Origin of the sequence: Corynebacterium sp. NML120713, from assembly GCF_001875735.1 — a bacterium.
Classification (GTDB): Bacteria; Actinomycetota; Actinomycetes; order Mycobacteriales; family Mycobacteriaceae; genus Corynebacterium; species Corynebacterium pseudogenitalium.
On the sequence record NZ_MLCR01000029.1, the window covers coordinates 46591 to 67105 of the forward strand.

At 58.5% G+C, this 20515-nt stretch carries 23 protein-coding genes, 1 tRNA gene and 1 pseudogene; 11 read left to right on the plus strand and 14 right to left on the minus strand.

Features of this window, described 5'->3' with window-relative positions; genetic code table 11:
• The first annotated feature begins 84 nt into the window (after window positions 1–84).
• The 4 genes from BJP06_RS11470 to BJP06_RS11485 all read left to right on the plus strand — a co-directional run bounded on the left by BJP06_RS11470 (window position 85) and on the right by BJP06_RS11485 (window position 3332).
• Entirely contained in the window at window positions 85–639 is a 555-nt protein-coding gene (locus BJP06_RS11470; RefSeq protein ID WP_070362548.1) for a hypothetical protein, read from the plus strand.
• Window positions 640–723: 84 nt separating this feature from the next.
• Window positions 724–1590, plus strand: coding sequence for an ABC transporter substrate-binding protein (locus BJP06_RS11475; protein ID WP_071573944.1), 867 nt, complete (start codon window positions 724–726; stop codon window positions 1588–1590).
• Window positions 1591–1596: 6 nt separating this feature from the next.
• Complete coding sequence (locus BJP06_RS11480) at window positions 1597–2538, plus strand: amino acid ABC transporter permease (RefSeq protein WP_070362549.1); 942 nt, start codon at window positions 1597–1599, stop codon at window positions 2536–2538.
• A 2-nt stretch (window positions 2539–2540) separates the two neighbouring features.
• The gene (locus BJP06_RS11485; RefSeq protein ID WP_070362550.1) at window positions 2541–3332 is read left to right on the plus strand and encodes an amino acid ABC transporter ATP-binding protein; all 792 of its coding nucleotides are present in this window, start codon (window positions 2541–2543) and stop codon (window positions 3330–3332) included.
• A 53-nt stretch (window positions 3333–3385) separates the two neighbouring features.
• Here the strand turns inward: BJP06_RS11485 and coaD are convergent, their stop codons facing one another.
• From coaD to BJP06_RS11515, 6 genes are read right to left on the minus strand one after another with little or no spacing between them, the layout of a single operon-like run.
• Window positions 3386–3895, minus strand: coding sequence for a pantetheine-phosphate adenylyltransferase (gene coaD / locus BJP06_RS11490; protein WP_071573929.1), 510 nt, complete (start codon window positions 3893–3895; stop codon window positions 3386–3388).
• Window positions 3896–3898: 3 nt separating this feature from the next.
• The gene (locus BJP06_RS11495; protein WP_071573930.1) at window positions 3899–4483 is read right to left on the minus strand and encodes an RsmD family RNA methyltransferase; all 585 of its coding nucleotides are present in this window, start codon (window positions 4481–4483) and stop codon (window positions 3899–3901) included.
• A gap of 16 nt (window positions 4484–4499) precedes the next feature.
• Window positions 4500–6602 carry an ATP-dependent DNA helicase RecG gene (locus BJP06_RS11500; RefSeq protein ID WP_071573931.1) on the minus strand — a complete coding sequence of 701 codons (2103 nt, stop codon included), beginning with the start codon at window positions 6600–6602 and terminating at the stop codon, window positions 4500–4502.
• Window positions 6603–6605: 3 nt separating this feature from the next.
• Window positions 6606–8168 carry a DAK2 domain-containing protein gene (locus BJP06_RS11505; RefSeq protein WP_071573932.1) on the minus strand — a complete coding sequence of 521 codons (1563 nt, stop codon included), beginning with the start codon at window positions 8166–8168 and terminating at the stop codon, window positions 6606–6608.
• 11 nt (window positions 8169–8179) lie between these two features.
• Window positions 8180–8824 (minus strand): uracil-DNA glycosylase, encoded by a 645-nt coding sequence (locus BJP06_RS11510; protein ID WP_070362555.1) that lies wholly within the window; start codon window positions 8822–8824, stop codon window positions 8180–8182.
• Complete coding sequence (locus tag BJP06_RS11515) at window positions 8821–9786, minus strand: thiamine-phosphate kinase (protein WP_083433297.1); 966 nt, start codon at window positions 9784–9786, stop codon at window positions 8821–8823. Before BJP06_RS11515 ends, BJP06_RS11510 begins: the two co-directional genes overlap by 4 nt.
• Before the next feature lie 31 nt (window positions 9787–9817).
• Between BJP06_RS11515 and BJP06_RS11520 the strand changes: the two genes are divergently transcribed.
• Window positions 9818–10789, plus strand: a complete 972-nt coding sequence (locus BJP06_RS11520; RefSeq protein ID WP_071573934.1) for a DUF3515 domain-containing protein — start codon at window positions 9818–9820, stop codon at window positions 10787–10789.
• Here BJP06_RS11520 and BJP06_RS11525 read toward each other — a convergent pair.
• Both BJP06_RS11525 and BJP06_RS11530 read right to left on the minus strand, forming a co-directional pair.
• Complete coding sequence (locus BJP06_RS11525) at window positions 10786–11859, minus strand: D-alanine--D-alanine ligase family protein (RefSeq protein ID WP_071573935.1); 1074 nt, start codon at window positions 11857–11859, stop codon at window positions 10786–10788. The two genes, BJP06_RS11520 and BJP06_RS11525, sit on opposite strands and share 4 nt — an antisense overlap.
• A gap of 12 nt (window positions 11860–11871) precedes the next feature.
• The gene (locus BJP06_RS11530; RefSeq protein WP_070479202.1) at window positions 11872–12870 is read right to left on the minus strand and encodes an NAD(P)H-dependent glycerol-3-phosphate dehydrogenase; all 999 of its coding nucleotides are present in this window, start codon (window positions 12868–12870) and stop codon (window positions 11872–11874) included.
• Between the two features lie 128 nt (window positions 12871–12998).
• On the opposite strand from BJP06_RS11530, the gene BJP06_RS11535 reads away from it, so the two are divergent.
• The 3 genes from BJP06_RS11535 to BJP06_RS11545 are packed head-to-tail and all read left to right on the plus strand — an operon-like array spanning window position 12999 to window position 14951.
• Window positions 12999–14006, plus strand: coding sequence for an NUDIX hydrolase (locus tag BJP06_RS11535; protein WP_071573936.1), 1008 nt, complete (start codon window positions 12999–13001; stop codon window positions 14004–14006).
• 35 nt (window positions 14007–14041) lie between these two features.
• Window positions 14042–14488 (plus strand): YbjN domain-containing protein, encoded by a 447-nt coding sequence (locus tag BJP06_RS11540; RefSeq protein ID WP_070976395.1) that lies wholly within the window; start codon window positions 14042–14044, stop codon window positions 14486–14488.
• 1 nt (window position 14489) lies between these two features.
• The gene (locus BJP06_RS11545) at window positions 14490–14951 is read left to right on the plus strand and encodes a hypothetical protein (RefSeq protein ID WP_070362560.1); all 462 of its coding nucleotides are present in this window, start codon (window positions 14490–14492) and stop codon (window positions 14949–14951) included.
• Here BJP06_RS11545 and leuD read toward each other — a convergent pair.
• Both leuD and leuC read right to left on the minus strand, forming a co-directional pair.
• Window positions 14935–15531 (minus strand): 3-isopropylmalate dehydratase small subunit, encoded by a 597-nt coding sequence (gene leuD / locus BJP06_RS11550; RefSeq protein WP_070976394.1) that lies wholly within the window; start codon window positions 15529–15531, stop codon window positions 14935–14937. The two genes, BJP06_RS11545 and leuD, sit on opposite strands and share 17 nt — an antisense overlap.
• A 19-nt stretch (window positions 15532–15550) precedes the next feature.
• A complete protein-coding gene (leuC, locus tag BJP06_RS11555) occupies window positions 15551–16993 on the minus strand; it encodes a 3-isopropylmalate dehydratase large subunit (protein WP_071573937.1) in 1443 nt (480 codons plus the stop codon).
• Window positions 16994–17053: 60 nt separating this feature from the next.
• Between leuC and BJP06_RS11560 the strand changes: the two genes are divergently transcribed.
• Window positions 17054–17746 carry an IclR family transcriptional regulator gene (locus tag BJP06_RS11560; protein ID WP_177224310.1) on the plus strand — a complete coding sequence of 231 codons (693 nt, stop codon included), beginning with the start codon at window positions 17054–17056 and terminating at the stop codon, window positions 17744–17746.
• Here BJP06_RS11560 and BJP06_RS11565 read toward each other — a convergent pair.
• The 4 genes from BJP06_RS11565 to BJP06_RS11580 all read right to left on the minus strand — a co-directional run bounded on the left by BJP06_RS11565 (window position 17727) and on the right by BJP06_RS11580 (window position 19870).
• A complete protein-coding gene (locus BJP06_RS11565; protein ID WP_071573939.1) occupies window positions 17727–18026 on the minus strand; it encodes a hypothetical protein in 300 nt (99 codons plus the stop codon). The two genes, BJP06_RS11560 and BJP06_RS11565, sit on opposite strands and share 20 nt — an antisense overlap.
• 27 nt (window positions 18027–18053) lie before the next feature.
• Window positions 18054–18857: a carbonic anhydrase gene (locus BJP06_RS11570; RefSeq protein WP_071573940.1), complete on the minus strand. Its 804-nt coding sequence runs from the start codon at window positions 18855–18857 to the stop codon at window positions 18054–18056.
• Between the two features lie 130 nt (window positions 18858–18987).
• A tRNA-Glu gene (locus BJP06_RS11575) sits at window positions 18988–19060 on the minus strand.
• Window positions 19061–19099: 39 nt separating this feature from the next.
• Window positions 19100–19870, minus strand: a complete 771-nt coding sequence (locus tag BJP06_RS11580; RefSeq protein ID WP_255365856.1) for an alpha/beta hydrolase family protein — start codon at window positions 19868–19870, stop codon at window positions 19100–19102.
• A gap of 148 nt (window positions 19871–20018) precedes the next feature.
• Between BJP06_RS11580 and BJP06_RS12180 the strand changes: the two genes are divergently transcribed.
• Entirely contained in the window at window positions 20019–20174 is a 156-nt protein-coding gene (locus BJP06_RS12180) for a hypothetical protein (RefSeq protein WP_177224311.1), read from the plus strand.
• A 157-nt stretch (window positions 20175–20331) separates the two neighbouring features.
• Window positions 20332–20515, plus strand: a pseudogene (locus BJP06_RS12385) (hypothetical protein); the annotation flags it as partial.

Sequence of the window (20515 nt, forward strand, 5' to 3'; positions counted from 1 at the left end):
AGTAAACCCCCAGGTCAGAACTGCCTGGGGGTAAAATCTTTCGATTTGTTAGCGCAAAACTGTCCGAGTGGGTATTATTCACTCATGCGCAAACGTATCACGGCCGCGGTCACCGCGGCTTCTCTCATTGCAACGGCTTCGGTGGTCAGCCCTTCCGCACTTGCGGAAATCCCAGCCCCCGAAGCACCTGCTACAAGTTCGATAGACTCTGATAAAGACGCCGGTGAAGCTTCTAGCGCGTCCGAGGGCGAAAAGAAGAGCTCCCTGGATCAAGACCCAGAGAACGACCCTCTCTACATTCCGCCCGAAAAGAACCCAGTGCAGAAAATCTCCAGCTCTGAGCTATTCCTCAAGTGGACTGATGACATGCCAGAGGGCGACGGCAAGGACTTTGTTCAGGGATGGGCGAAGGGGTCGTCGATACCAAGCACCGCAAACCCGCTCGAATGGACTAAAGCTGAGGTACAGGGATCTTCGAATATGGTCCGTGGATTGTTCACTGGTAATTTTGCTCAAAGTTCTCAGGGCTCAAGCCAAGCGACAGCACCAGTGCTTCTCGCAATGTTGAGTGTGTTTCTGGTTGGACAAACGGTAGAGCTCATCATGCGTGGGCTGCGATCGCTTCCAACCCCACGCTAGAAACAATCCCAAACAAGGTCGAAAACAATGAACCAAAACAAACGCTTTGGCAAGGCGACGAGGGTCCTCAGCGCGTTCACGTTGATGATGGGCGTTGGTCTTCTCAGTGGCTGCGTTACCAACGTGGAAGGTGGCAACCCAGATGGCTGGGAGCCTATTGAGCCTGCTACCGTTCCTGAGATTGCGGCGATGGTGCCCGAGAATGTCTCGAAAGACGGCAAATTCTCAATTGGCGCCAACCCACCATTCGCCCCCTTCGAGTTCAAAGACTCACAAGGTAATTTGATCGGGCTGGAGCTTGACCTCGGGCGCGCGCTTGCCTCAATCATGGGTCTCGAATTCGATCCACAGGAGATGGATTTTTCTATGATCCTACCTGCGGTTCAGGCAGGCAGCCTTGACGCTGGCATGTCTGGATTTACTGATAACGAAGAGCGCCGCAAAAGCTTTGAGTTCGTTAATTTCCTCTTCGCAGGAATCCAGTGGGCTCAACTCACCGGTACGCATGTGAACCCAGAGGATGCTTGTGGTCTCACAGTTGCGGTTCAGCGCACAACCGTTTCCGAGACCGATGACGTGCGTCCGAAGAATGATGCTTGTATTGAAGCAGGAAAACCACCCATCACCATCCTGTCGTTCGACACCTCTGACAACGCGGCGCTCGCGGCACTGGTTGGCCGTGCAGATGCCTTTAGTGCTGACTCCCCTGTCACGTCTTGGGCGGTCGAACGCTCCGACGGGAAGCTCGAGCTCGTGGGTGACATGTTCGACGCAGCACCATACGGAATCGCGGTGCCAAAAGACTCAGGTCTGAGCACTGCGCTTGCCCACGCAATGCAGCATCTCATCGACACTGGCGATTACGAGCGCATTTTGGCGCAGTGGAACGTACGAACTGGCCTGCTCGATACCGCGCTTATTAACGAACAGCCCCTTACAGAATGGAAGTAACAGACCATGACCACACCATCTACTAGCCAAAGTCGGCCTGCCAGAATTGAAGCGAAACCGTTACGGCACCCAGGACGGTGGGCGCTCGCGGTCCTGCTCGGCGTCCTCGTTGTCTGGTTTATTATTGGCGCAGCCAAGAATGAAGCGTATGGGTGGGACACATACGCGCAGTACCTCTTCGATACTCGAATCGCGGTAGCTGCTCTACACACCATTGCGATTACGGTCCTCGCGATGCTTATTGGCGTGGTCGGCGGTGTGCTCCTTGCCGTGATGCGTATGAGTCCCAACCCGGTGTTTCGCACCGTAAGCTGGGTTTTCCTCTGGATTTTCCGCGGTACCCCCGTGTACGTTCAGTTGATGTTCTGGGGCCTGATCGGAGCAATCTACGACTCCATCAATCTCGGGTTTACGCAAATCTCCCTCGATCCGTTCACCTCTTCCGCATTTGCTCTCGCCGTCGTTGGTCTGGGCCTCAATGAGGCCGCCTACATGGCGGAAATTGTCCGCTCGGGTGTCTCCGCTGTTCCAGAAGGACAGATTGAAGCGTCGAAGTCGCTGGGCATGAGCTGGTCCCAGACCATGACTAGGACAGTTCTTCCCCAAGCGATGCGCATTATCATTCCGCCGACAGGAAATGAATTTATCTCCTTGCTGAAGACGTCTTCGTTGGTTGTTGCGGTTCCTTACTCCCTGGAGCTGTACGGCCGCTCGATGGATATCGCTGCAGCGCTGTTCCAGCCGGTTCCGTTGCTGCTTGTGGCAGCAACGTGGTACTTGGTAATCACCTCCTTGCTGATGGTCGCGCAGCACTACCTGGAGCGCTACTTCGACCGGGGCGCAACCCGCCAGCTCACTGCCCGGCAGCTCGCTAGCTTGGCCGACGCCGAAGGCACAATTCCAAACAACGTCGAGATCATTGAAGCTCCAGAAAGGAACCAACGGTAACCATGGCTTCTCCTACATCTTCTTCCCCCGCCCAAACGCCAATGATCCAAGCGGTTGACGTATGGAAGTCCTTCGGCAGCTTGGAAGTACTCAAGGGCATCAACCTCGAAGTAGCTCCGGGTTCTGTTACCTGTTTGATCGGTCCTTCCGGCTCCGGCAAGTCCACATTCCTTCGCTGCGTTAACCATCTTGAGAAGGTCACTGCTGGTCGCCTGTACGTTGATGGTGATCTGATCGGGTACCGCGAAAAGAACGGCACGCTCTATGAGATGAGCGAGAAGGATGCCGCAGTCCAGCGCCGGGACATCGGGATGGTCTTTCAGAGCTTTAACTTGTTCGGGCACCGCACCGTGCTCGACAACATCATTGAAGCTCCGGTCCATGTCAAGGGCGAGTCGCCGGAGAAGGCAAAGGTCCGTGCGATGGAGCTTCTGCGCATGGTCGGTCTCGAATCGAAGGCGGACGCCTACCCGATCCAGCTTTCAGGTGGTCAGCAGCAGCGAGTCGCTATCGCTCGTTCGGTCGCGATGGATCCAAAGCTCATGCTTTTCGACGAGCCCACGTCCGCACTTGACCCGGAGCTTGTCGGTGAAGTGTTGCGGGTGATGAAGCAACTTGCGCAGGACGGCATGACAATGTTGGTGGTCACGCACGAGATGGCATTCGCGCGCGAGGTCGCAGATCACGTTGCATTCATGTCCGACGGTCAGATCGTCGAGTACGGCACCCCTGAACAGGTGCTCGACAACCCTCAAAAGGAACGCACGAAGGCCTTCCTTTCTACAATTTTCTAGCTTGAGCGCCCAATCGGAGCCCGGTAGATCTGCTTGGCTGATCTTCCGGGTTTTTACTTTGCTTCGCGCAGGCGTTCGTTCATCGCCTGCATGACCGCCGGAGGTACCAGTCCCCCGATATCGCCTCCGAAGCGGGCGACTTCCTTGCATAGCGAGGACGAAATGTAGCCGTACTTCTCGTCAGTGAGCAAGAAGAACGTCTCAACACCGGTGAGTCGGCGGTTCATCTGCGCCATTGGCAGCTCATACTCATAGTCAAGTGACGATCGCAAGCCTTTCACCAGGGCAGTAATGCCGTGTGCGCTGGTGTAGTCGACCAACAACCCACCCCAGCTGTCTACTTTCACGTCCGGCATGTCGGCGACGGCGGACTGGATCAAGGCGACGCGTTCCGCCACTGTAAACATTCCGGTTTTCTTGGTTGGGTTCCCAGTTACCAGAACGACTACTTCGTCGAAGTGGCGTCGAGCACGGTCTACGATATCCAGGTGCCCGTTCGTGAAGGGGTCGAACGACCCGGGGCACACCGCAACGTTACGGGACGAAGCTGACGATTGGGCCATAACTCACTCCTCCTGAGCGTCTGAGGGGGCTGTATACACTGCCATATCGAACCTTGCAATCCCGTACAAGCGCTTCTTGAGTTTCTGTCCCGTAGGGGTAAACGCGGGCGGCCATGCGGTCTCGGGGCTTTCGCGGTGGCGTTCGATGACGACCACGGCGCCGTCGACAAGTAGCTCCTGCAACGCAGTGACCATTTCAGCGACGGCTTCATCGGCAAGGTCGTAGGGTGGATCGGCGAGCACCATTGAAAAGTGCTGCTTGGGAGCACGCGCCACATACGCGGAGACTTTCACGGGCTCGACACGGGTGTTCGGGTGCCCGACAACGCCCGCATTGTGCTCAATCACCGCGACCGCTTTCGGGTCGTTTTCCACAAGCACCACTTCCTCAGCTCCACGCGAGGCTGCCTCCAGCCCTAGTGCGCCGGATCCGGCAAAGAGGTCAAGGACGTGCTGCCCAGGGAACCCAAAGCGGACCTGCAGAGAGGAAAAGAGGCCCTCTCGCGCGCGGTCCGACGTTGGCCGTGTCCCCTCCGGCGGAACTTTAATCTTGCGCCCACGGGCTTCACCAGAAATGATGCGATTCATGGTACTCACTCTAGCTTTAGCTCTTTTCTAGGTACACAAAGTCCTCATCTTGGAGGTGTGCACTGAGCGCCCGTGCCTTCTCAAGGTCTTCTTCGACAAAGCGGGCCGCATCGCGGTACGCACTGGTAACGATCTCGTAGTCCTCAATCAAGTCGATCAATTTAAACGTGCGACGGATACCTGACTGCTCTGTTCCGAGCACGTCACCCTCACGGCGGTGGCGCAAGTCTAGATCGGCAAGAGCAAAGCCATCGCTCGTCTGAGCAACCTCCCAGACCCGCTGAAAGGCATCACTGCCTTCTTCTGCCTGTGTATGGAAAAGACACAGAGATTGATTGCCGCCTCGCCCGACTCGGCCTCGCAGCTGGTGCAGCTGTGAAACGCCAAAGCTTTCTGATTCCCGTACCATCATGACAGTCGCGTTCGGCACGTCTACGCCAACTTCGATGACGGTCGTAGCTACCAAGATGTCAATGCCACCCGCTGCAAAATCGGACATCACAGCGTCTTTTTCCTCAGCACGCATCTTGCCGTGCAGTACGGCTACTTGCAGGCTTGGGAACTCGGTAGCGCGCAACCACTCGGCAGTCTCAAGGACACCACCCTCGCCGTCAATACGCGGGCACACAATGTAGACCTGGTGGCCAGCCGCGACATCTTCTCGCATCTTCTCCCACGCACGTGCAATCCACGTCGGCTTGAACTCCGGAACAACTGAGGACTGAATAGGCTTCCTTCCGCCTGGCAGCTCGTTGAGCACCGAGACCTCGAGATCACCAAAGACGGTCATTGCGATTGTGCGCGGGATCGGCGTCGCTGTCATGACAAGTAAGTGCGGAGTCTGCGCCCCCGACTTAGCGCGAAGTCGGTCGCGCTGCTCCACGCCAAAACGATGCTGCTCGTCGACAATGACGAAGCCAAGGTTAAAGAACTCCACGCTGTCTTGAATCAGCGCGTGGGTGCCCACGACTATGTCCGCCTCACCCGAGACAATCTTGAGGAGGGCATCTTGCTTCAGTGCCGTCGGCATGGAGCCTGTGAGTGGCACCACAGTCGTGTGCAGCCCGGCGCGCATGAGTGTCTCTGTAAGCGATCGTGCGTGTTGCTGCGCGAGCACCTCGGTAGGTGCGAGCAGGGCTGCTTGAGCGCCGTTATCAACCGCTTGGAGCATGCTGATCAGTGCGACGATAGTTTTGCCGGAGCCGACCTCTCCTTGGAGGAGGCGGCTCATTGGGTGGGCGTGAGTCAGGTCGGTGGAGATTTCCTGGATGACGCGTTGTTGCCCGCCAGTGAGTGGGAATGGGAGTTGTGTAATGAGTCGGGATTGTTCGCCGTTTGGTTGTTTGGGAAGGGCTGGAGCGTTGTGGTTGTTTGCATCGGTGCGTCGCACGCTCATGGCGAGTGCGACGGTCATGGCTTCGTCGTATTTGAGGCGTCGGCGGGCGGGTTCGGGTCCTTCGGTGTCAGGTTGGTGAATGGTGCGGATGGCGCTGTCGCGGGCGATGTATCCGTCAGGGCTTGCGCCGAGTGGTTCGGGGACTGTGGGGAGGCTTTGCAGGATGGTGTGGACGGCTCCCATGATGGTCCAGGTGCTGACCTGTTTTGTTGCCGGGTAGATTGGGAGCCATTCGTGTCCGGAGAGGATTGCTTCGAGGTCGCCGAAGTGTTGGAGTTGTCGTAGTGCTCCGGTGGCTTGGGTGGGGCCGTCGAGTAGTACGAAGTCTGGGTGTTGGAACTGGATTTCGTTGCGGTACGTGCTGATTTTGCCGGTCATCATCACGCGGGTGTGTTCTTTGAGCACTCGCATGGCGTAGTTGGAGCCGAAGAATGTTGCGGTGAAGGTGTTGGTGCCGTCGTAGACGTGGGTTCGGTAGATGGGTCGGTTGGGGTGTTTTCTGTTGGGGATGCGTTGGGTAGCGGTGATTTCGCCGACGATGCTGAGTGTATCGCCTTCATTGATGGTGGCAAGGTCGGTCGCGGTGCCGTAGTGGAGGTATCGGCGTGGGTAGTGCTCGAGGAGCTCGCCGCAGGTGCTGTATCCAAGGTGTTTGGTGATTGCCTTGGCTTGTTTCAGGGGGATGACGAGGTTGAGCGGCCTGGGGTCGATGTTTCCTAGCACTTCCTATTCGACTCCGATCTCGGCGACGGCACCGAGCCCGTCTGCGGGGAAAACGATGACGTCGACGTCGAGTTTGTCGTCTAGTGCCGCGAGGTCTTCGGCGCGCAGTGATGCGGTATCGAAGAGTACGGTGACTTGTTCCCCACCGGGCTCGAGGAGGCGCTTGCAGGTCTTTTCGACGGCGGCTATCGCGTCGTCAGCGATCAGGAGTGTTTCGCCGTGTGCCATGGCGATGATGTCGCCCTTCGAGACTGCCCCTCCTTGCACGAGCCCGGCTTTAGGGGCGCGCTGGAGGACAGCGGTTCGCATTTCTCCGGCGGCCTCCGACATGGTGAAAGCTGCCGTCGCGAGTGGTTGGGCTGGGTCATGAACGGCGAGCGCCGCGATACCGGAAACGAGCCGCACGGTAGGAAGCAGGGTGATGCTTTGTTCGAAGGCGTGGGTTGCTTTCTCCACTGCGGCGAGGCTTCGCTGATCAAGCAGTCCGTTCGGCAGCAAAATAACTTCGCGAGCTTCGGTTTTGTGGACGGCGGCGAGGATGTCCGCGACAATATTCTCGCCCGGCGCGACTGTTACCGCACCTGCCTGCGCGTAGAGATCAGTAAGTGATCCGGGAGGCGTCACTGCGACAACCAGTCTTGTGGGAGTTTGCGTGACAGGTTCGTCCGGGAGCACTTCGAGATGCAGTTGTGTCACGGTACCGCGGGCGAACGCGCGCTCAATCACTGCGCCGGCCTCGGTGGAGTGAATGTGGACTTTGCCGCTGCGCTCGTTATTGCGAGCGATCACAAGACAGTCGCCCATGGTGCTCAGTTCGCCCTCAAGGGCATCCATGTCGCCTTCGAAGAAGAACATGACTTCCAGGTTTGCCTTGCCACTTGCGTGTGAGGTCACGTGATTGGATGCGTGTGTGGCAGGCTGCGCTACCTCGTAGGGTTGGCCGTCGAGTTCGTATACAAGTGATTCTAGGAGGATAACGAGGCCGGTGCCTCCTGCGTCGACGACGCCCGCTTCCCGCAGCGCTTCCAGCTGTGACGGGGTACGTGCGAGTGCAGTTTGCGCAGCGTCGGCGGCAGCCTGCGCGATGCTCAACGCGGGTGCTTCTCCCCCTGTTTCCTGCAGCGCTTGCGATGCCGCAGTCGACGCCGCCCGCAGCACCGTGATCACGGTGCCTTCTACAGGCTCGGCAATTGCACGGTCAACAAACTGCACTGCTTGGGCAAGCGCGTTCGCGATGAACTGTCCGCTTCGAGTATCTTCATCGGCGGTTTGCGCGACGCCTCGGATGACCTGGGACAGCACAACACCCGAGTTGCCACGCGCGCCGCGAATGGCGCCAACAGCAAGCGCTTCGGCTACTTCCTGCATCGACTGAGCATCAGATCTTTTCGACGCCTCTTCGACAGCCGCCGCCATCGTCTGCGCCATGTTGGAACCAGTGTCCGCGTCCGGGACGGGGAACACATTGAGCTGGTTGATCTCGTGTCGGCGACGTTCGAGTTCTGCCGCTGCCCGACGAGCCCAGGACAGGAGCCGTGGTCCATCGAGTGCAGTTGCTGTTTCCATGGTCAGACAGTCTACAGTGCCCAGTCGACAGGTGAGGCACCCTGTGCAATGAGCGCCTGATTTGCCCGACTGAATGGCCGCGACCCGAAAAATCCCCGGCGCGCCGACAGCGGCGACGGATGTGGGGACTCAATCGTTGGCGTACTCCCGAGGAACTGTTTCGCAGTTTGTGCGTCTCTGCCCCACAGGATCGCAACCAACGGCGTATTACGCTGAGCGAGCTTTGCGATTGCGTGTGCGGTCACCGCTTCCCAGCCCTTCCCGCGGTGTGACGCCGGCGCGCCGGGCCGGACTGTGAGTACTCTGTTGAGCAGCATGACTCCGTTTCGCTGCCAGGAGGTCAAGTCCCCGTCGGCTCGTGGGGGGATACCGAGGTCATCGTTGAGCTCCTGGTAGATGTTTACCAACGATCGGGGCGGTTTCACGCCTGGCTGCGTCGAGAATGAGAGACCCATGGGGTGGCCGGGCGTCGGGTACGGATCTTGGCCCAAGATGAGCACACGGACATCTTCAAATGGGGTCGAAAACGCACGGAGAATATCTTTTCCGGCAGGCAGGTACGCGGGTTCACCGCGGAGAAAGTCTCCCATCGCGTGGATGGCAGGTTCTACTTCCGCCAGCGGTTCCTGCCAGGAAGGGTGGACGGGTAAGTTCATGAAAATGGCTCCCATTCATGGCGCGCGGTGTGTGCGACGCCGTCGATTTCCACGCCGACTTTGCGTGTGACCGTACCGATCGAACGATACCCCACGGGTGCGGACCCATCGATCGTGCCCAGCAACGTGTGGTCTTCTCCCCCGTTGAGTACCCAGTCCCATGGGTCGACGCCTAGGAACTCACCGGCTTCTCGCAGCTGATCACTTGGGGCTACAGCGGCGCGCGAGATGTTAATCCCCACGTTCGAGGCCCGGGCTATCACGCCCAGATCGTGCAGTAGCCCGTCGGAGTTGTCTGTCATGGCTGTAGCCCCTGCTGCTCGTGCAACAACCCCGCGCCCAGGAGTCAGTTGCGGGCAGCGGTGCGCATGTACGATATCTGCAAGCCGTTCCGGGATTTCCCGTCCGGACTCCAGTAGTGCAAAGCCTGCAGCAGAATAGCCGATTTTCCCGTGCGCTATCACTCGCTGCCCCGGACGCGCTTGGCTCAAGCGCAGTGGCGGCAAACTGCCTCCTAACGAACCAATCGCGGTGATCGCGATCGTCAGTTGGTTCCCACTCGTGATGTCCCCGCCGACGAGCTCGCTCGAGTATCGCTCCAATTCGAGATGGATCCCTCGTGCAAGCTCACTCACGACGGCAAGCGGGGTGTCCGGAGGCGCCGAGAGCGCGAGTAGCGCGGCAACGGGGCGAGCACCCATCGCCTCGATGTCGGCGAAGTTTTGCACGATGGCTTTGCGCCCCAACAAAGCAGGGGTGGTCGTCGAAAAGCGAAAATGCTGTCCCTCGACGAGCATGTCCGTTGTTACGACCGCGCGGCTATTCGGCGTGTGCGATTCGAGCACTGCTGCGTCATCACCGTTGAGCGGCGATGGCGCTGCACCAACGATGGCGTCAATCGTTGCTTGTTCTCCCACCTCCCGGAGCGTCGGGCCGTGCGTGGGAAAGCCGACGTTACTCACCAAAGTGCGCCTTTCAGTAGACTTGTACGCCATGAAAGATTCCACTGGCGCGTTGCATGATTCACAGATTAACCGTACAGCGGTCTACATCAGTTTGGGCCTCGCAGTGGCGCTTGTTCTGGGCGTCATTGTGGGTGCTCGGTATTTTTTCCAGCAGGTGGCACTGCAGCCTGTGGCGATGACTGAGCTGCCTTCCCCCGAGGCTGATTCACCCGAGTGCGCTGCGCTCGTGGACAGCCTTCCTGAAAAGGTGCTTGGGCACAAGCGTGCGGAGCTCGCCGCCCCGGCTCCGGCAGGTGCTGCCGCGTGGCAGTCCTCTTCAACTCGACGCGTCACGCTGCGCTGCGGCGTGGAAATGCCCCTGCAGTACACCGAGTACACCCCGGTGTCCTCCCACAATGGTGCAGAGTGGATCAGAATTGACGACGCCACCCCAGGCTCAAGCATGGTCACGTGGTTTAGCGCGGACCGTTGGCCGGTAGTCGCCGTGACTACCGACGCGGAGGGACTCGGCAGGGCAGATACGCCAGTGGACGAGATTAACGTGAGTGCGCTGCCGCAGCGCGATCTTCCCCGCAACCCGGCGCCGCTCTCTGAGCTGCAGCCAGCGACGCATTTAACGGACGGGAGTGGAGCAAACGCATGCGGCGGATTGCTTGCTGCGCTTCCTGAATCGCTCGTCGAAGGCTATAAACGGCTTCCTGAGAACAAAGTGGCTTCGCCGCAAACTGCAGTCTGGACGCAGCTTGGCCACGAACCGATTGTGCTGCGTTGTGGTGTGAACGACCCGGAGCACTACGAGGCCGGAGCGACCTTGCAACAGATCAACGGGATCCCTTGGTTTGAGGACACCATCACTGCAACTGGTACCACCTCGTCGACGTGGTACGCGCTCGGGCGAGAGGTCAACGTCGCGGCCTTTGTGCCCTCAGGTGAGGGCAATGAGGTCATCACCACGCTGACCGAGCTCGTCGAGAAGCACGTCCCCGAACGCAAGTCTTAGTCCGTTGCGCCGTCGGCTACCTGCAGCGCAGTGCGGACCAGAGTGTCGAGCAGTTTCGGATAGTCGATGCCGCTTGCGTTCCACACCTGTGGGTACATCGAAATTGCGGTGAACCCCGGCATGGTGTTGATCTCGTTGAGCACAGGCCCCTTGTCGGTGACGAAGAAGTCCACGCGTGCCAATCCCTTACAGTTCAGTGCATTGAATGCACGGACTGCTTGGTCCTGCAGGGTAGCTATCAAAGAGGCGTCGTAAGGCGCGGGGATTGTTGCTGTAACTCCCTCTTCCATGTACTTCGTTTCGAAGCCGTAGAAGCCTTCTGCGGAGGCATCAGTTCCATTGAGTTTGGCCGGCACGGAAGCCTCGATGCGGCCATCGGGAAACTCCAGAACTCCAACCTCGACTTCGTCGCCGACCTGCTCCGATTCGACGATCACTTTCGAGTCGCACTCGTACGCTTGATGCAGTGCGGCATCGAAGTCTTCCCACGTGGTCACCTTGGACACACCAATCGACGATCCCCCGTTGGCGGGCTTGACGAACACTGGAAGGCCTAGGCGCTGCTTATCCTCATCGAGCAGCAGTTCACCTCCGCGGAGAATCACTTCCGGCGTCACTGTAATTCCGGCAAGTGCCACGAGCTTCTTCGTGTACTCCTTGTCCATGCCACTCGCGGACGCCAAGACGCCTGGCCCCACGTACGGGATTCCCGAAAGCTCGAACATGCCTTGGATTGTGCCGTCTTCACCAAACTGCCCGTGCAGAACCGGGAAAACAACGTCGACCTGTGCGACGGCCTCGCCGGTGGCGACATCAGTAAACTCACCACGGCGCGAAGGGTTGATACTCAACGCGATCTCTGCCCCACCACGAACTTCGGGAAGCGCCTCTCCGCCAACGGGGTCGATTTCCCCGCGCACCCAAGTACCATCCCGGCGAATACCTACCGGAAACACCTCGTACACCTCGGGGTCCAGGTGGGCCATGATGGAGCCGGCAGAAATACAAGAAATTGAATGCTCGGTGGAACGACCACCGTAGACTACTGCAATACGAATCACAGCTGACACATTACCTGGTGTCTACTCCGACTTTTTCGACCGACCCATCAACGCAGCAATCGTCTCCTCCACCGTCACACCCTGGTGACACACTGCGAAAACGGCTTGTGTCAGCGGCATGTCCACGCCGTGGCGCTCGGCGAGCTGATAAATGCTGCGTGAGGAAATAACCCCCTCAGCAACCTGGCCCTTCGTTGCAGCCTTCGCTTCTTCAATCGTGGCACCCTTTCCCAGCGCAGAACCGAAAGTTCGGTTACGAGACAGCGGCGAAGAGCACGTGGCAACCAAGTCCCCCATGCCCGCCAGGCCTGCGAACGTCCGGGCGTCAGCACCCAACTCCTGGCCTAGACGCGTACTTTCAGCCAAGCCACGGGTAATAAGCGTTGCCAGCGTGTTCTCCCCTAGCCCCTGGCCAGAAGCCATGCCACAGGCAAGCGCGATGACGTTCTTCGTCGCACCTCCGATCTCACAGCCGACAACATCAGTGTTCGTATACGGGCGCAGGTACGACGTCGCACACGCAGCCTGCACGAGCTTCGCACGGTTGATGTCACTGCAGGCGATGACGGTGGCCGCCGGCTGTTCCTCAGCAATCTCGCGGGAAAGGTTTGGCCCGCTGAGTACCGCGATTCGGTTCTCCTCTGCGCCGGTAACCTCAGCGATGATCTCCGACATTCGCATGTATGTGCCGGTCTCAATGCCTTTCGAAATGGACAACAGCGTGGTGTCAGTACGCAGCAGCGGGGCCCACACTTCCAGGTTCTGGCGCATGGTTTGGCTCGGCACAGCAAAAATAGCGATATCGGCAGCCTGCAGTGCCGCTTCCGCGTCAGACGTTGCGAAGACCCCGTCCGGCAGCGCAATCCCCGGCAGGTAATCGGGGTTCTCCCGAGTCTCCTGCATGGTCTTCGCCAGCTCGTCCCGGCGTGCCCACAGCTGCACCATGTTGCCGGCATCGGCAAACACTTTGGCCAAGGTTGTCCCCCAGGAACCTGCACCCATTACCGCTACGTTTACCACTTGTGCCACCGCCATTCCTGTCTGCATGAACCGTTTCACGCTAGCACTTTTCTACCGCCAATATCCACAATCAGCCCGCTGACCTGTCGCTGCAGCGAAAACCTGCAAAGTGCGTAAAGATAGAAAGTATGTCACGTTCAACGAAGCTCCACGAACAACACAAAGACCAATTCGGAGAAATGTTCATTACCGGACGCCACCAAGAAGTCCCCCGCCATCCGCATCGGGAGTTCAAGAAGACAACACTCGCCGCGGGTGCTGTGCTGTGGCGTGGCGATCTCGAGCATCCGGATTCTATAGAAGTCGCTTGTATCCACCGCCCACACTACGACGACTGGTCGCTCGCCAAAGGCAAGGTGGATCCAGGCGAGTTCCTCGTTACCACCGCCGTTCGCGAAATCCAGGAGGAAACTGGCTACGAAGTCCGGCTGGGAAAGCTGATTGGTAAAACCGTGTATCCAGTCAAGAACACGACGAAGGTTGTGTACTACTGGACCGGCAAGGTAGTCGGCGGCGAGTTCACTCCTAACAATGAGGTCGACGAGATCCGCTGGCTCAACATCGACGATGCGACACAGCTGATGAGCTACGAGCTCGACAGGCAAGTATTGCTGAAAGCTGCGAAGCGCTTCGCCACCCCTGCTGACACCCGGATTCTGTACGTGCGCCACGCTCGTGCGAACTACAAGGAGGCCTGGAAGCACGACGATAGTCGTCGGCCGCTCGATAAGAAGGGCAAGCGCCAGGCGAAGGCGCTTGTGCCGCTGCTGCAGGCGTTCGCTCCTGAGTCTCTCTATTCTGCCGAGCCGTTGCGTTGCGAGCAGACACTGATCCCACTTGCGAAGGCACTCGGTAAAGACATCACGATCGACGCCACCTTCGGTGAAATCGCGTGGCAGGAGAACCAGGTAGCCGCCCGCGCAGATTTTGATGCGCTCATCAAACGCGGTGGCACACACGTTGTGTGCTCGCAGGGCGGGGTCATCCCTGAGATGATTGCTGCGCTCTCGGCCGACGGTCGTCTGCCGATCGATTCGCCGATCCTGGCGAAGAAGGCGTCGGTATGGGTACTTTCCTTTAACGATGGGCAACTCATCGGCGCCGACTACATGCCATCTCCACTACCGGTGCTCTAAGGACACTTCGCCTAGAAAAAGAAAGGACTGCCCAGTTGCAGCCAGTTACCCAAGAACGAATCGAAGCGGCACTCGATGCGCTTGAATTGCAGTATTTCCGCAGTTCCGAGGACGGCCTCACCCGCACCGCGTTTCCGTCGATCATGTGCTTCTTTGAAGTCAAAGACATCGGATTCAAGATCACCAGCCAGTGGCTTGGAACCGCGAAGATGAATGCAGATAAGAGCAATCTTCGTCTCAGCATCAATGAGTTGAACCGCTCACTGCCCCTCGTTCGTGCACATCCGATTCAGCGCGAGGACGGTGCTCTGGTCGCGCTATTTGAGGCACCGTTTTTCTCCTCCGACGGTTTCAGCGACGAGCAGCTGCAGTCAATGCTGCAGTTTTACTTCTCCATCATGCACTACGCGGTGGAAGCGCTCGACGAAAACTTCGCGCATCTCAAAGACAAGCACCCGTACAAGCAGGAGAAGGAGCAGTAAAATGCAACAGCTACAGCCGTTAAGTCTTGATCGTCTTCGCAAGCTGTTTGACCAACGCGGTTGGGAGTACCGGGAGCCTACGCAGTACAACTCTCTCATTACAGCATTTTCCGGTATCGGCTTTGAGATGAAGCTGGTCGATACAAGTCTGCATTTCGTCTCTACTGTCTCAATCGATGCTGTCGACGCAAGTCGTTTCGACGAAGTGCTCACGTGGTGCGAGGACTACAACAACGCCCACGCATTCCCATCGCTCGTCGTAATGAAAGACGAGAAGCGCGATGTCTCCGCTCTGGGCGTTGCGTATGTCATGCCGGGCTATTGGGAGTACAGCGACCAGCAGTTCGCGGACCACGTCTCCTCCGCTATCCACGGCATCACGACGTCAGTCCGCGACTTCTTGTCGACGTTCGCACCTTCGGCTCTCGAACGTCTCGGCACCCCTGCTACCGAGGAGAAGTAGCGGGGTAAAACGGGCGACGCTGCTGTTCGTACTCCTCGATGGCTTGCTCGTTTCGCAGCGTCAACCCGATATCGTCGAGGCCTTCGCTCAGGCGCCAGCGGGTGTAGTCGTCGACGTCGAACGAGTAGGTACTCTCCCCGACTGTGACGGTGCGGTCCGGCAATGAAACAGTAGCGACAGTGCCTGGTGCCTGCTCGAGCTGCTTCCAGATCAGTTCGATGTCAGACTCCGACATGATGCCAGCTAGAAGGCCCGCCTTGCCCGCGTTGCCTCGGAAGATATCAGCAAACCGTGGGCTAAATACCGCCCGGAACCCGTAGTCCTGCAGAGCCCACACCGCGTGTTCGCGGGAGGAGCCAGTGCCGAAGTCGGGGCCGGCGAACAGCACCGACCCTTCCTTGTATGCCTCGTTGTTCAGCACAAAGTCAGGTTCATTGTTGCGCCAGTTTGAAAACAGGCCATCTTCGAATCCGGTACGGGTCACCCGCTTGAGGTAGCGGGCGGGAATAATCTGGTCGGTGTCCACATTTGACCGCGTCAACGGAACTGCGACGCCACTGTGGGTTGTGAATTTTTCCATGATCGTGTTCAGCTCCTGACTACTGTGCGTTGGCGGTGGAAGGAATGTCTGCGGGTGCGGCGAGGTGGCCGAGTACTGCTGTAGCAGCCGCTACTTCGGGCGAAACTAGGTGTGTGCGACCACCAGGTCCTTGGCGGCCTTCGAAGTTTCGGTTGGACGTCGAAGCGCTGCGCTCTCCAGGGGCAAGCTGGTCGGGGTTCATACCCAGACACATAGAGCAGCCCGCGGTGCGCCACTCAGCGCCGAACTCTTCAAAGATTGTGTGCAGGCCTTCTTCTTCCGCCTGCTGCTTGACCTTGGCAGAGGACGGCACGACCAGCATGCGGGTCCCCTTCGCGATTTTTTGGCCGCGCACAACCTCTGCAGCGGCGCGCAAGTCTTCGATGCGCGCGTTCGTGCACGATCCCAGAAAGACTGTATCAATCTTGATGTCACGCAACGGCGTGCCAGGGGTCAACCCCATGTACTGCAATGCTTTTTCCGCGGCCTGCTTCACGCTGTCGTCTCCGAAGTCCTCAGGGTCAGGAACTGAGGCGCTCAGCGGCAAGCCCTGGCCGGGATTGGTACCCCAGGTGACGAACGGGGTGAGCGTCGAGGCGTCGATCTCTACGACGGTGTCGAACTTCGCGCCGGGGTCAGTTGGCAGCGTCTTCCAGTACGCCACTGCGTCGTCCCAGTCCTTCTCCTTCGGCGCGTAGGGACGTCCCTTAACGTACTCAAATGTCGTCTCATCGGGTGCCACCATGCCGGCACGGGCGCCTGCCTCGATGGACATGTTGCAGATGGTCATGCGCGCTTCCATTGAAAGTTTCCGAATGGCTTCGCCGCGGTATTCAATGATGTGCCCTTGGCCACCGCCAGTACCAATCTTGGCGATGATTGCCAGGATCAAATCTTTCGCACTCACACCAGGTTGCAGCGTTCCACTGACCTCAATCGCCATCGTCTTGAACGGTGCCAGCGGCAGCGTCTGGGTCGCCATGACGTGCTCTACCTCAGAGGTGCCGATACCCATGGCGATCGAACCGAACGCACCGTGCGTCGACGTATGCGAGTCGCCGCACACAATCGTCATGCCGGGCTGGCTAATGCCCAGCTGTGGGCCAACGGTGTGGACGATGCCCTGTTCCTTATCGCCCATTTCGTGCAGCACAACGCCGAACTCTTCACAGTTCTTTCGCAGCGTCGAGACCTGGGTGCGCGAGGTCGGGTCGCTAATTTCTGTCAGCTCGCCAGAAACGATGCCCGTGGTTGGCACGTTGTGGTCTTCGGTGGCAAGGTGCAGCTCTGGGTGGCGCATGCGGCGCCCGTTGAGGCGCAAACCATCAAATGCCTGCGGTGACGTCACCTCATGCAAGAGTTGAAAATCGATGTAGAGAAGATCAGGCTGACCGTTCTCTCCACGGGTGACCACGTGATCACGCCACACTTTTTCCGCCAGCGTTAATGGCTTTTGGCCCATCTTGCTCCTCCTCAACAGTCGCAACCACCTCCCACCGAGTGAGATGGTAGAATCCATGACGTGAGACAGTATAGCGAAGACTCTGGAATTAAAGTGCTCGATCGCTCGATTTCAATCGTACGAGCGGTCGCAGGTGGCGACAAAACCCTCGCCGAGCTCAGCGAAGCAACCGGCCTGCCCCGCGCAACAACACACCGTATCGCCACCGCGCTCGAGGTCCACAACGTGCTCGCACGGACAGAGGACGGACAGTGGACAATTGGCCGCGCGCTCTCCCACTTCTCCGGACATTCCTCCCCCCGTTTGCTCTCTGCGGCTGCGCCAATCATGCGTGACCTAGTGGAGTCCACCGGTGAGTCGGTGCAGCTCTACAAACTCAGCGGCGATACCCGCACCTGCATCGCGGCGGAAAAGCCCGAGAGCGGCCTCACCTACACGGTTCCCGTAGGTTCGCAGCTCTCGCTCACTGCAGGTTCTGCCGCCCGAGTGTTCGCCGCCCACTCTCTTATCGACGCCTCCCCGTTCCCCGCCGAAGACCTCAAAAAGATTCGCGAAACCGGCCTCGCCGAATCGATCGCGGAACGTGAAGTTGGTCTCGCGAGCCTATCCGCGCCCATCACTAACCCGGACGGATCAGTCATCGCTGTACTTTCCGTTTCAGGGCCTGCCGAGCGCCTCGTTCCCACCCCGATCCAAAAGTGGGGCTCCGAACTCCACGAGGCTGCTCAACAGCTCACCGAGGCGCTGCGGTAGTCTCCAATCGCTGGCGCCGCTGTCCACCTGCAACGAGGCCCGCACGCTTCGCCTTCACCGTTCGCACGCCGAGATACACCCAGGCGGCCACAGCGCAGCCCGACAGGAACGCCGGCACCGGCTGATGTAACAATGTGTTGGACATCGTGGCCGCACCAAACGCCGCCAAGTTCAACCACACGTCATACACCGGGGCAATGAACTGGCGGTTCAACACATGCAGGGCTGCAATAATCAGCCCGCACGCGAACGTGACGGAGAGCAACACTGTAATCAGCACGTGACTAGCGTACTCCCCACGGGTGAATTATTTGCTCGTGGCGTCCAACTTGAGCTCACGGCCATTTTGGTCCTGAACAGGACGAGCATTCTTGCCGATCAGCGATTCGAATGCTCGCAGTTGCTCAGCTGAGGCAGTTACCGGCTGCGTCATTACGATCCAGCGAACGTTTTCAGAGCAAGGTGGCGTCGTCAAAGAGCCTCCATACGTGATGTACTCATGTGATGCTGGAAGAGCATCCGCGATGTTGATCTCCTCCTGAGAAATATGTGAGGTATCCACGTTCTCTGGCGCATTATCAAGCAGGTACTGCACTAGCTCGTTCGGTGCACCTTCCTCAAGCAGAATTCCAAGGACTGTAATGTCACCTGCCGCATTCTTGTGCACAAAGTGGATCTCGCCAGGAAGCTGCTTACCGTCGACCTCGTGCTCTGCAGGAGTATGCATGTGCAGCTGCGCGAGCTCTAGATCTTCACCGTCGAGAGTTACCTTCTGCGTTGTCGACGGCGTGTACTGCAACGTGTGTCCGTTATTCAGGACTTCACCCGTGCTGGCAGCATATGCAAACTCTATGTCTGCCAAGTCCTCAGGGGTAGCGTCACTCAAGTTGATTGGGCTTTGCTCCTTGCCATTTCCACAGGCCTCGAATTCGGCCGAAAGCTCGCCCCAGTGCTCTGGAGCACCGTCTCCTTCGTACCCCCAATGGACCTCACTCGTTGCAGCCGCCTCAGTTGAAGTCGACGGCGCATCCGTCCCCGCTTCAGAGCAGCCTGTCAGCACTAAAACGCTGGCGCTCATAGCCGCGAGCACAGCATACTGTGTTTTTCTCATTCTATGTTCACGTTCCTTTCATCTTTGGGTTTGGCCTCCGATGATACGTGAATCCCATAGCTTGTAAACTGCATGCCTTTGAGGTACCGAAAAAGAAAAAGCAGCCAGTGCTTGCACTGACTGCCATTTGTACCCCGTACGGGATTTGAACCCGTGTTACCGCCGTGAGAGGGCGACGTCCTAGGCCGCTAGACGAACGGGGCGCGCTCGCTTTTTGCGACCCGTTAACAATAAACGCCACCCTATAAACTCTCCAAATCTGCAGGCCATGCGCCACTCTCCCGCGACGCTCCTTCCATGGTTGGCCATAACGCAAGCAGCATGTACTCGAAAACTCCCCACGTATGTGCCCCCTCGACAATTTCATGCCACGTTACGTCGAGGCCCTGCTGCTGCGCTGTCTCAGCGAAATACTTCGAGCAGGCATAGACGCTGCTTCGATCACCATGGGGCGCCGGGCACGCCCTGTTCGACGACGTCCCCCACATGTTGAACGGGTTCCCCTTGTTCATTGTCACCCCTGACGAGGTATAAATACCGCCGAGCACGCCAGTCGTCGCCGGGCAGCCCGAGTAGGACGCGGCCGCCACGAACCGATCCGGAGCATTCGCGGCGATGTCCAGCGCGGGGCCACCAGGCATCGAGATGCCGGCAATAGCATCGTGGCCGTTGCCGCGGAAGTGGGCGTCGATAAGTGGAGGTAACTCACGAGTCATGTAGGTGAGCCACTTGTTGGTACCTGTAGCCGGGTCCTCTCGATACCAATCGGCTTGCATGGAGGACACCGACCCCTTCGGTGTAATGACATTGACGTGCTTGCCAGCGAAGAACGCTTGATAGTCCGAGGAATTAGCCCAGCTGTAGCTACCCGCGGCGCCATCGGCTCCCATCATGAGGTAGAACGTTGGCCGAGGAGCGGCACCGCTCGGCAACAGCACATCGATTACCACCTCCCGCTGCATCGACGGCGACCACACCGTGAGTTCCCACAAATCCCGTTCAATATGACGCATAGACCGCAGCTCAGCGGGCAGCACATCACGCTCCGGAAACGTTGCTGATTCATCACCCCTCGACGACCCAGCGGAGCTTCCCGGATACAGCTGGCACATCGATGAACCAAGCTCTCCCCCGCCTAACGCAACCAACACCGCTGCAGGAATGGCAAGCAGTGGCACCGCGGAACTCAGGCTGAGTGCCGCCAACAATACGCTTGCTGCATCGAGTGCACTTGACCCTGACCGCGAAGGCTCGCCGGTGAAGGTCGACGACAGCGGGTTGTTACGGGCCGAGCTGGCCTCCGCTTCAACGGGTTAAGCGACAAAATGTGTGCTTTTTTGGATATGGATTCCAGGTCCTGCCTGGGCCTACGGCGGGACAGTGCTCGTTGAATCGGGATTCCCTGCCGTAGACCGGAAGGTCCACCACTTCAGGCGTTGGATGTGCTATGACAGCAGACTGTTAAACCAGCTGCATGCCAACTCAACACAGAAAGAGAAAACACAACAGGCCCCTATGCCCGGCATGCGAACACACCGCCACAAAAATGGGCACCACATCCAGCGGAAAACAGCGATGGCGCTGCACAGACTGCGGGCACACCTTCACCAATCCCAACTCAGCCAAGACCAGCGCATATCGGTTTGCCATCTTCATTG

What these genes read in the sequence shown, in the direction of transcription:
- BJP06_RS11470 (WP_070362548.1), top strand. Translation starts at nt 85, where the DNA reads ATGCGCAAACGTATCACGGCCGCGGTCACCGCGGCTTCTCTCATTGCA.
- BJP06_RS11475 (WP_071573944.1), top strand. Translation starts at nt 724, where the DNA reads ATGATGGGCGTTGGTCTTCTCAGTGGCTGCGTTACCAACGTGGAAGGT.
- BJP06_RS11480 (WP_070362549.1), top strand. Translation starts at nt 1,597, where the DNA reads ATGACCACACCATCTACTAGCCAAAGTCGGCCTGCCAGAATTGAAGCG.
- BJP06_RS11485 (WP_070362550.1), top strand. Translation starts at nt 2,541, where the DNA reads ATGGCTTCTCCTACATCTTCTTCCCCCGCCCAAACGCCAATGATCCAA.
- coaD (WP_071573929.1), bottom strand. Translation starts at nt 3,895, where the DNA reads ATGGCCCAATCGTCAGCTTCGTCCCGTAACGTTGCGGTGTGCCCCGGG.
- BJP06_RS11495 (WP_071573930.1), bottom strand. Translation starts at nt 4,483, where the DNA reads ATGAATCGCATCATTTCTGGTGAAGCCCGTGGGCGCAAGATTAAAGTT.
- BJP06_RS11505 (WP_071573932.1), bottom strand. Translation starts at nt 8,168, where the DNA reads ATGGAAACAGCAACTGCACTCGATGGACCACGGCTCCTGTCCTGGGCT.
- BJP06_RS11510 (WP_070362555.1), bottom strand. Translation starts at nt 8,824, where the DNA reads ATGAACTTACCCGTCCACCCTTCCTGGCAGGAACCGCTGGCGGAAGTA.
- BJP06_RS11520 (WP_071573934.1), top strand. Translation starts at nt 9,818, where the DNA reads ATGAAAGATTCCACTGGCGCGTTGCATGATTCACAGATTAACCGTACA.
- BJP06_RS11535 (WP_071573936.1), top strand. Translation starts at nt 12,999, where the DNA reads ATGTCACGTTCAACGAAGCTCCACGAACAACACAAAGACCAATTCGGA.
- BJP06_RS11545 (WP_070362560.1), top strand. Translation starts at nt 14,490, where the DNA reads ATGCAACAGCTACAGCCGTTAAGTCTTGATCGTCTTCGCAAGCTGTTT.
- leuD (WP_070976394.1), bottom strand. Translation starts at nt 15,531, where the DNA reads ATGGAAAAATTCACAACCCACAGTGGCGTCGCAGTTCCGTTGACGCGG.
- leuC (WP_071573937.1), bottom strand. Translation starts at nt 16,993, where the DNA reads ATGGGCCAAAAGCCATTAACGCTGGCGGAAAAAGTGTGGCGTGATCAC.
- BJP06_RS11570 (WP_071573940.1), bottom strand. Translation starts at nt 18,857, where the DNA reads ATGAGAAAAACACAGTATGCTGTGCTCGCGGCTATGAGCGCCAGCGTT.
- BJP06_RS11580 (WP_255365856.1), bottom strand. Translation starts at nt 19,870, where the DNA reads ATGCGTCATATTGAACGGGATTTGTGGGAACTCACGGTGTGGTCGCCG.
- BJP06_RS12180 (WP_177224311.1), top strand. Translation starts at nt 20,019, where the DNA reads ATGGCAAGCAGTGGCACCGCGGAACTCAGGCTGAGTGCCGCCAACAAT.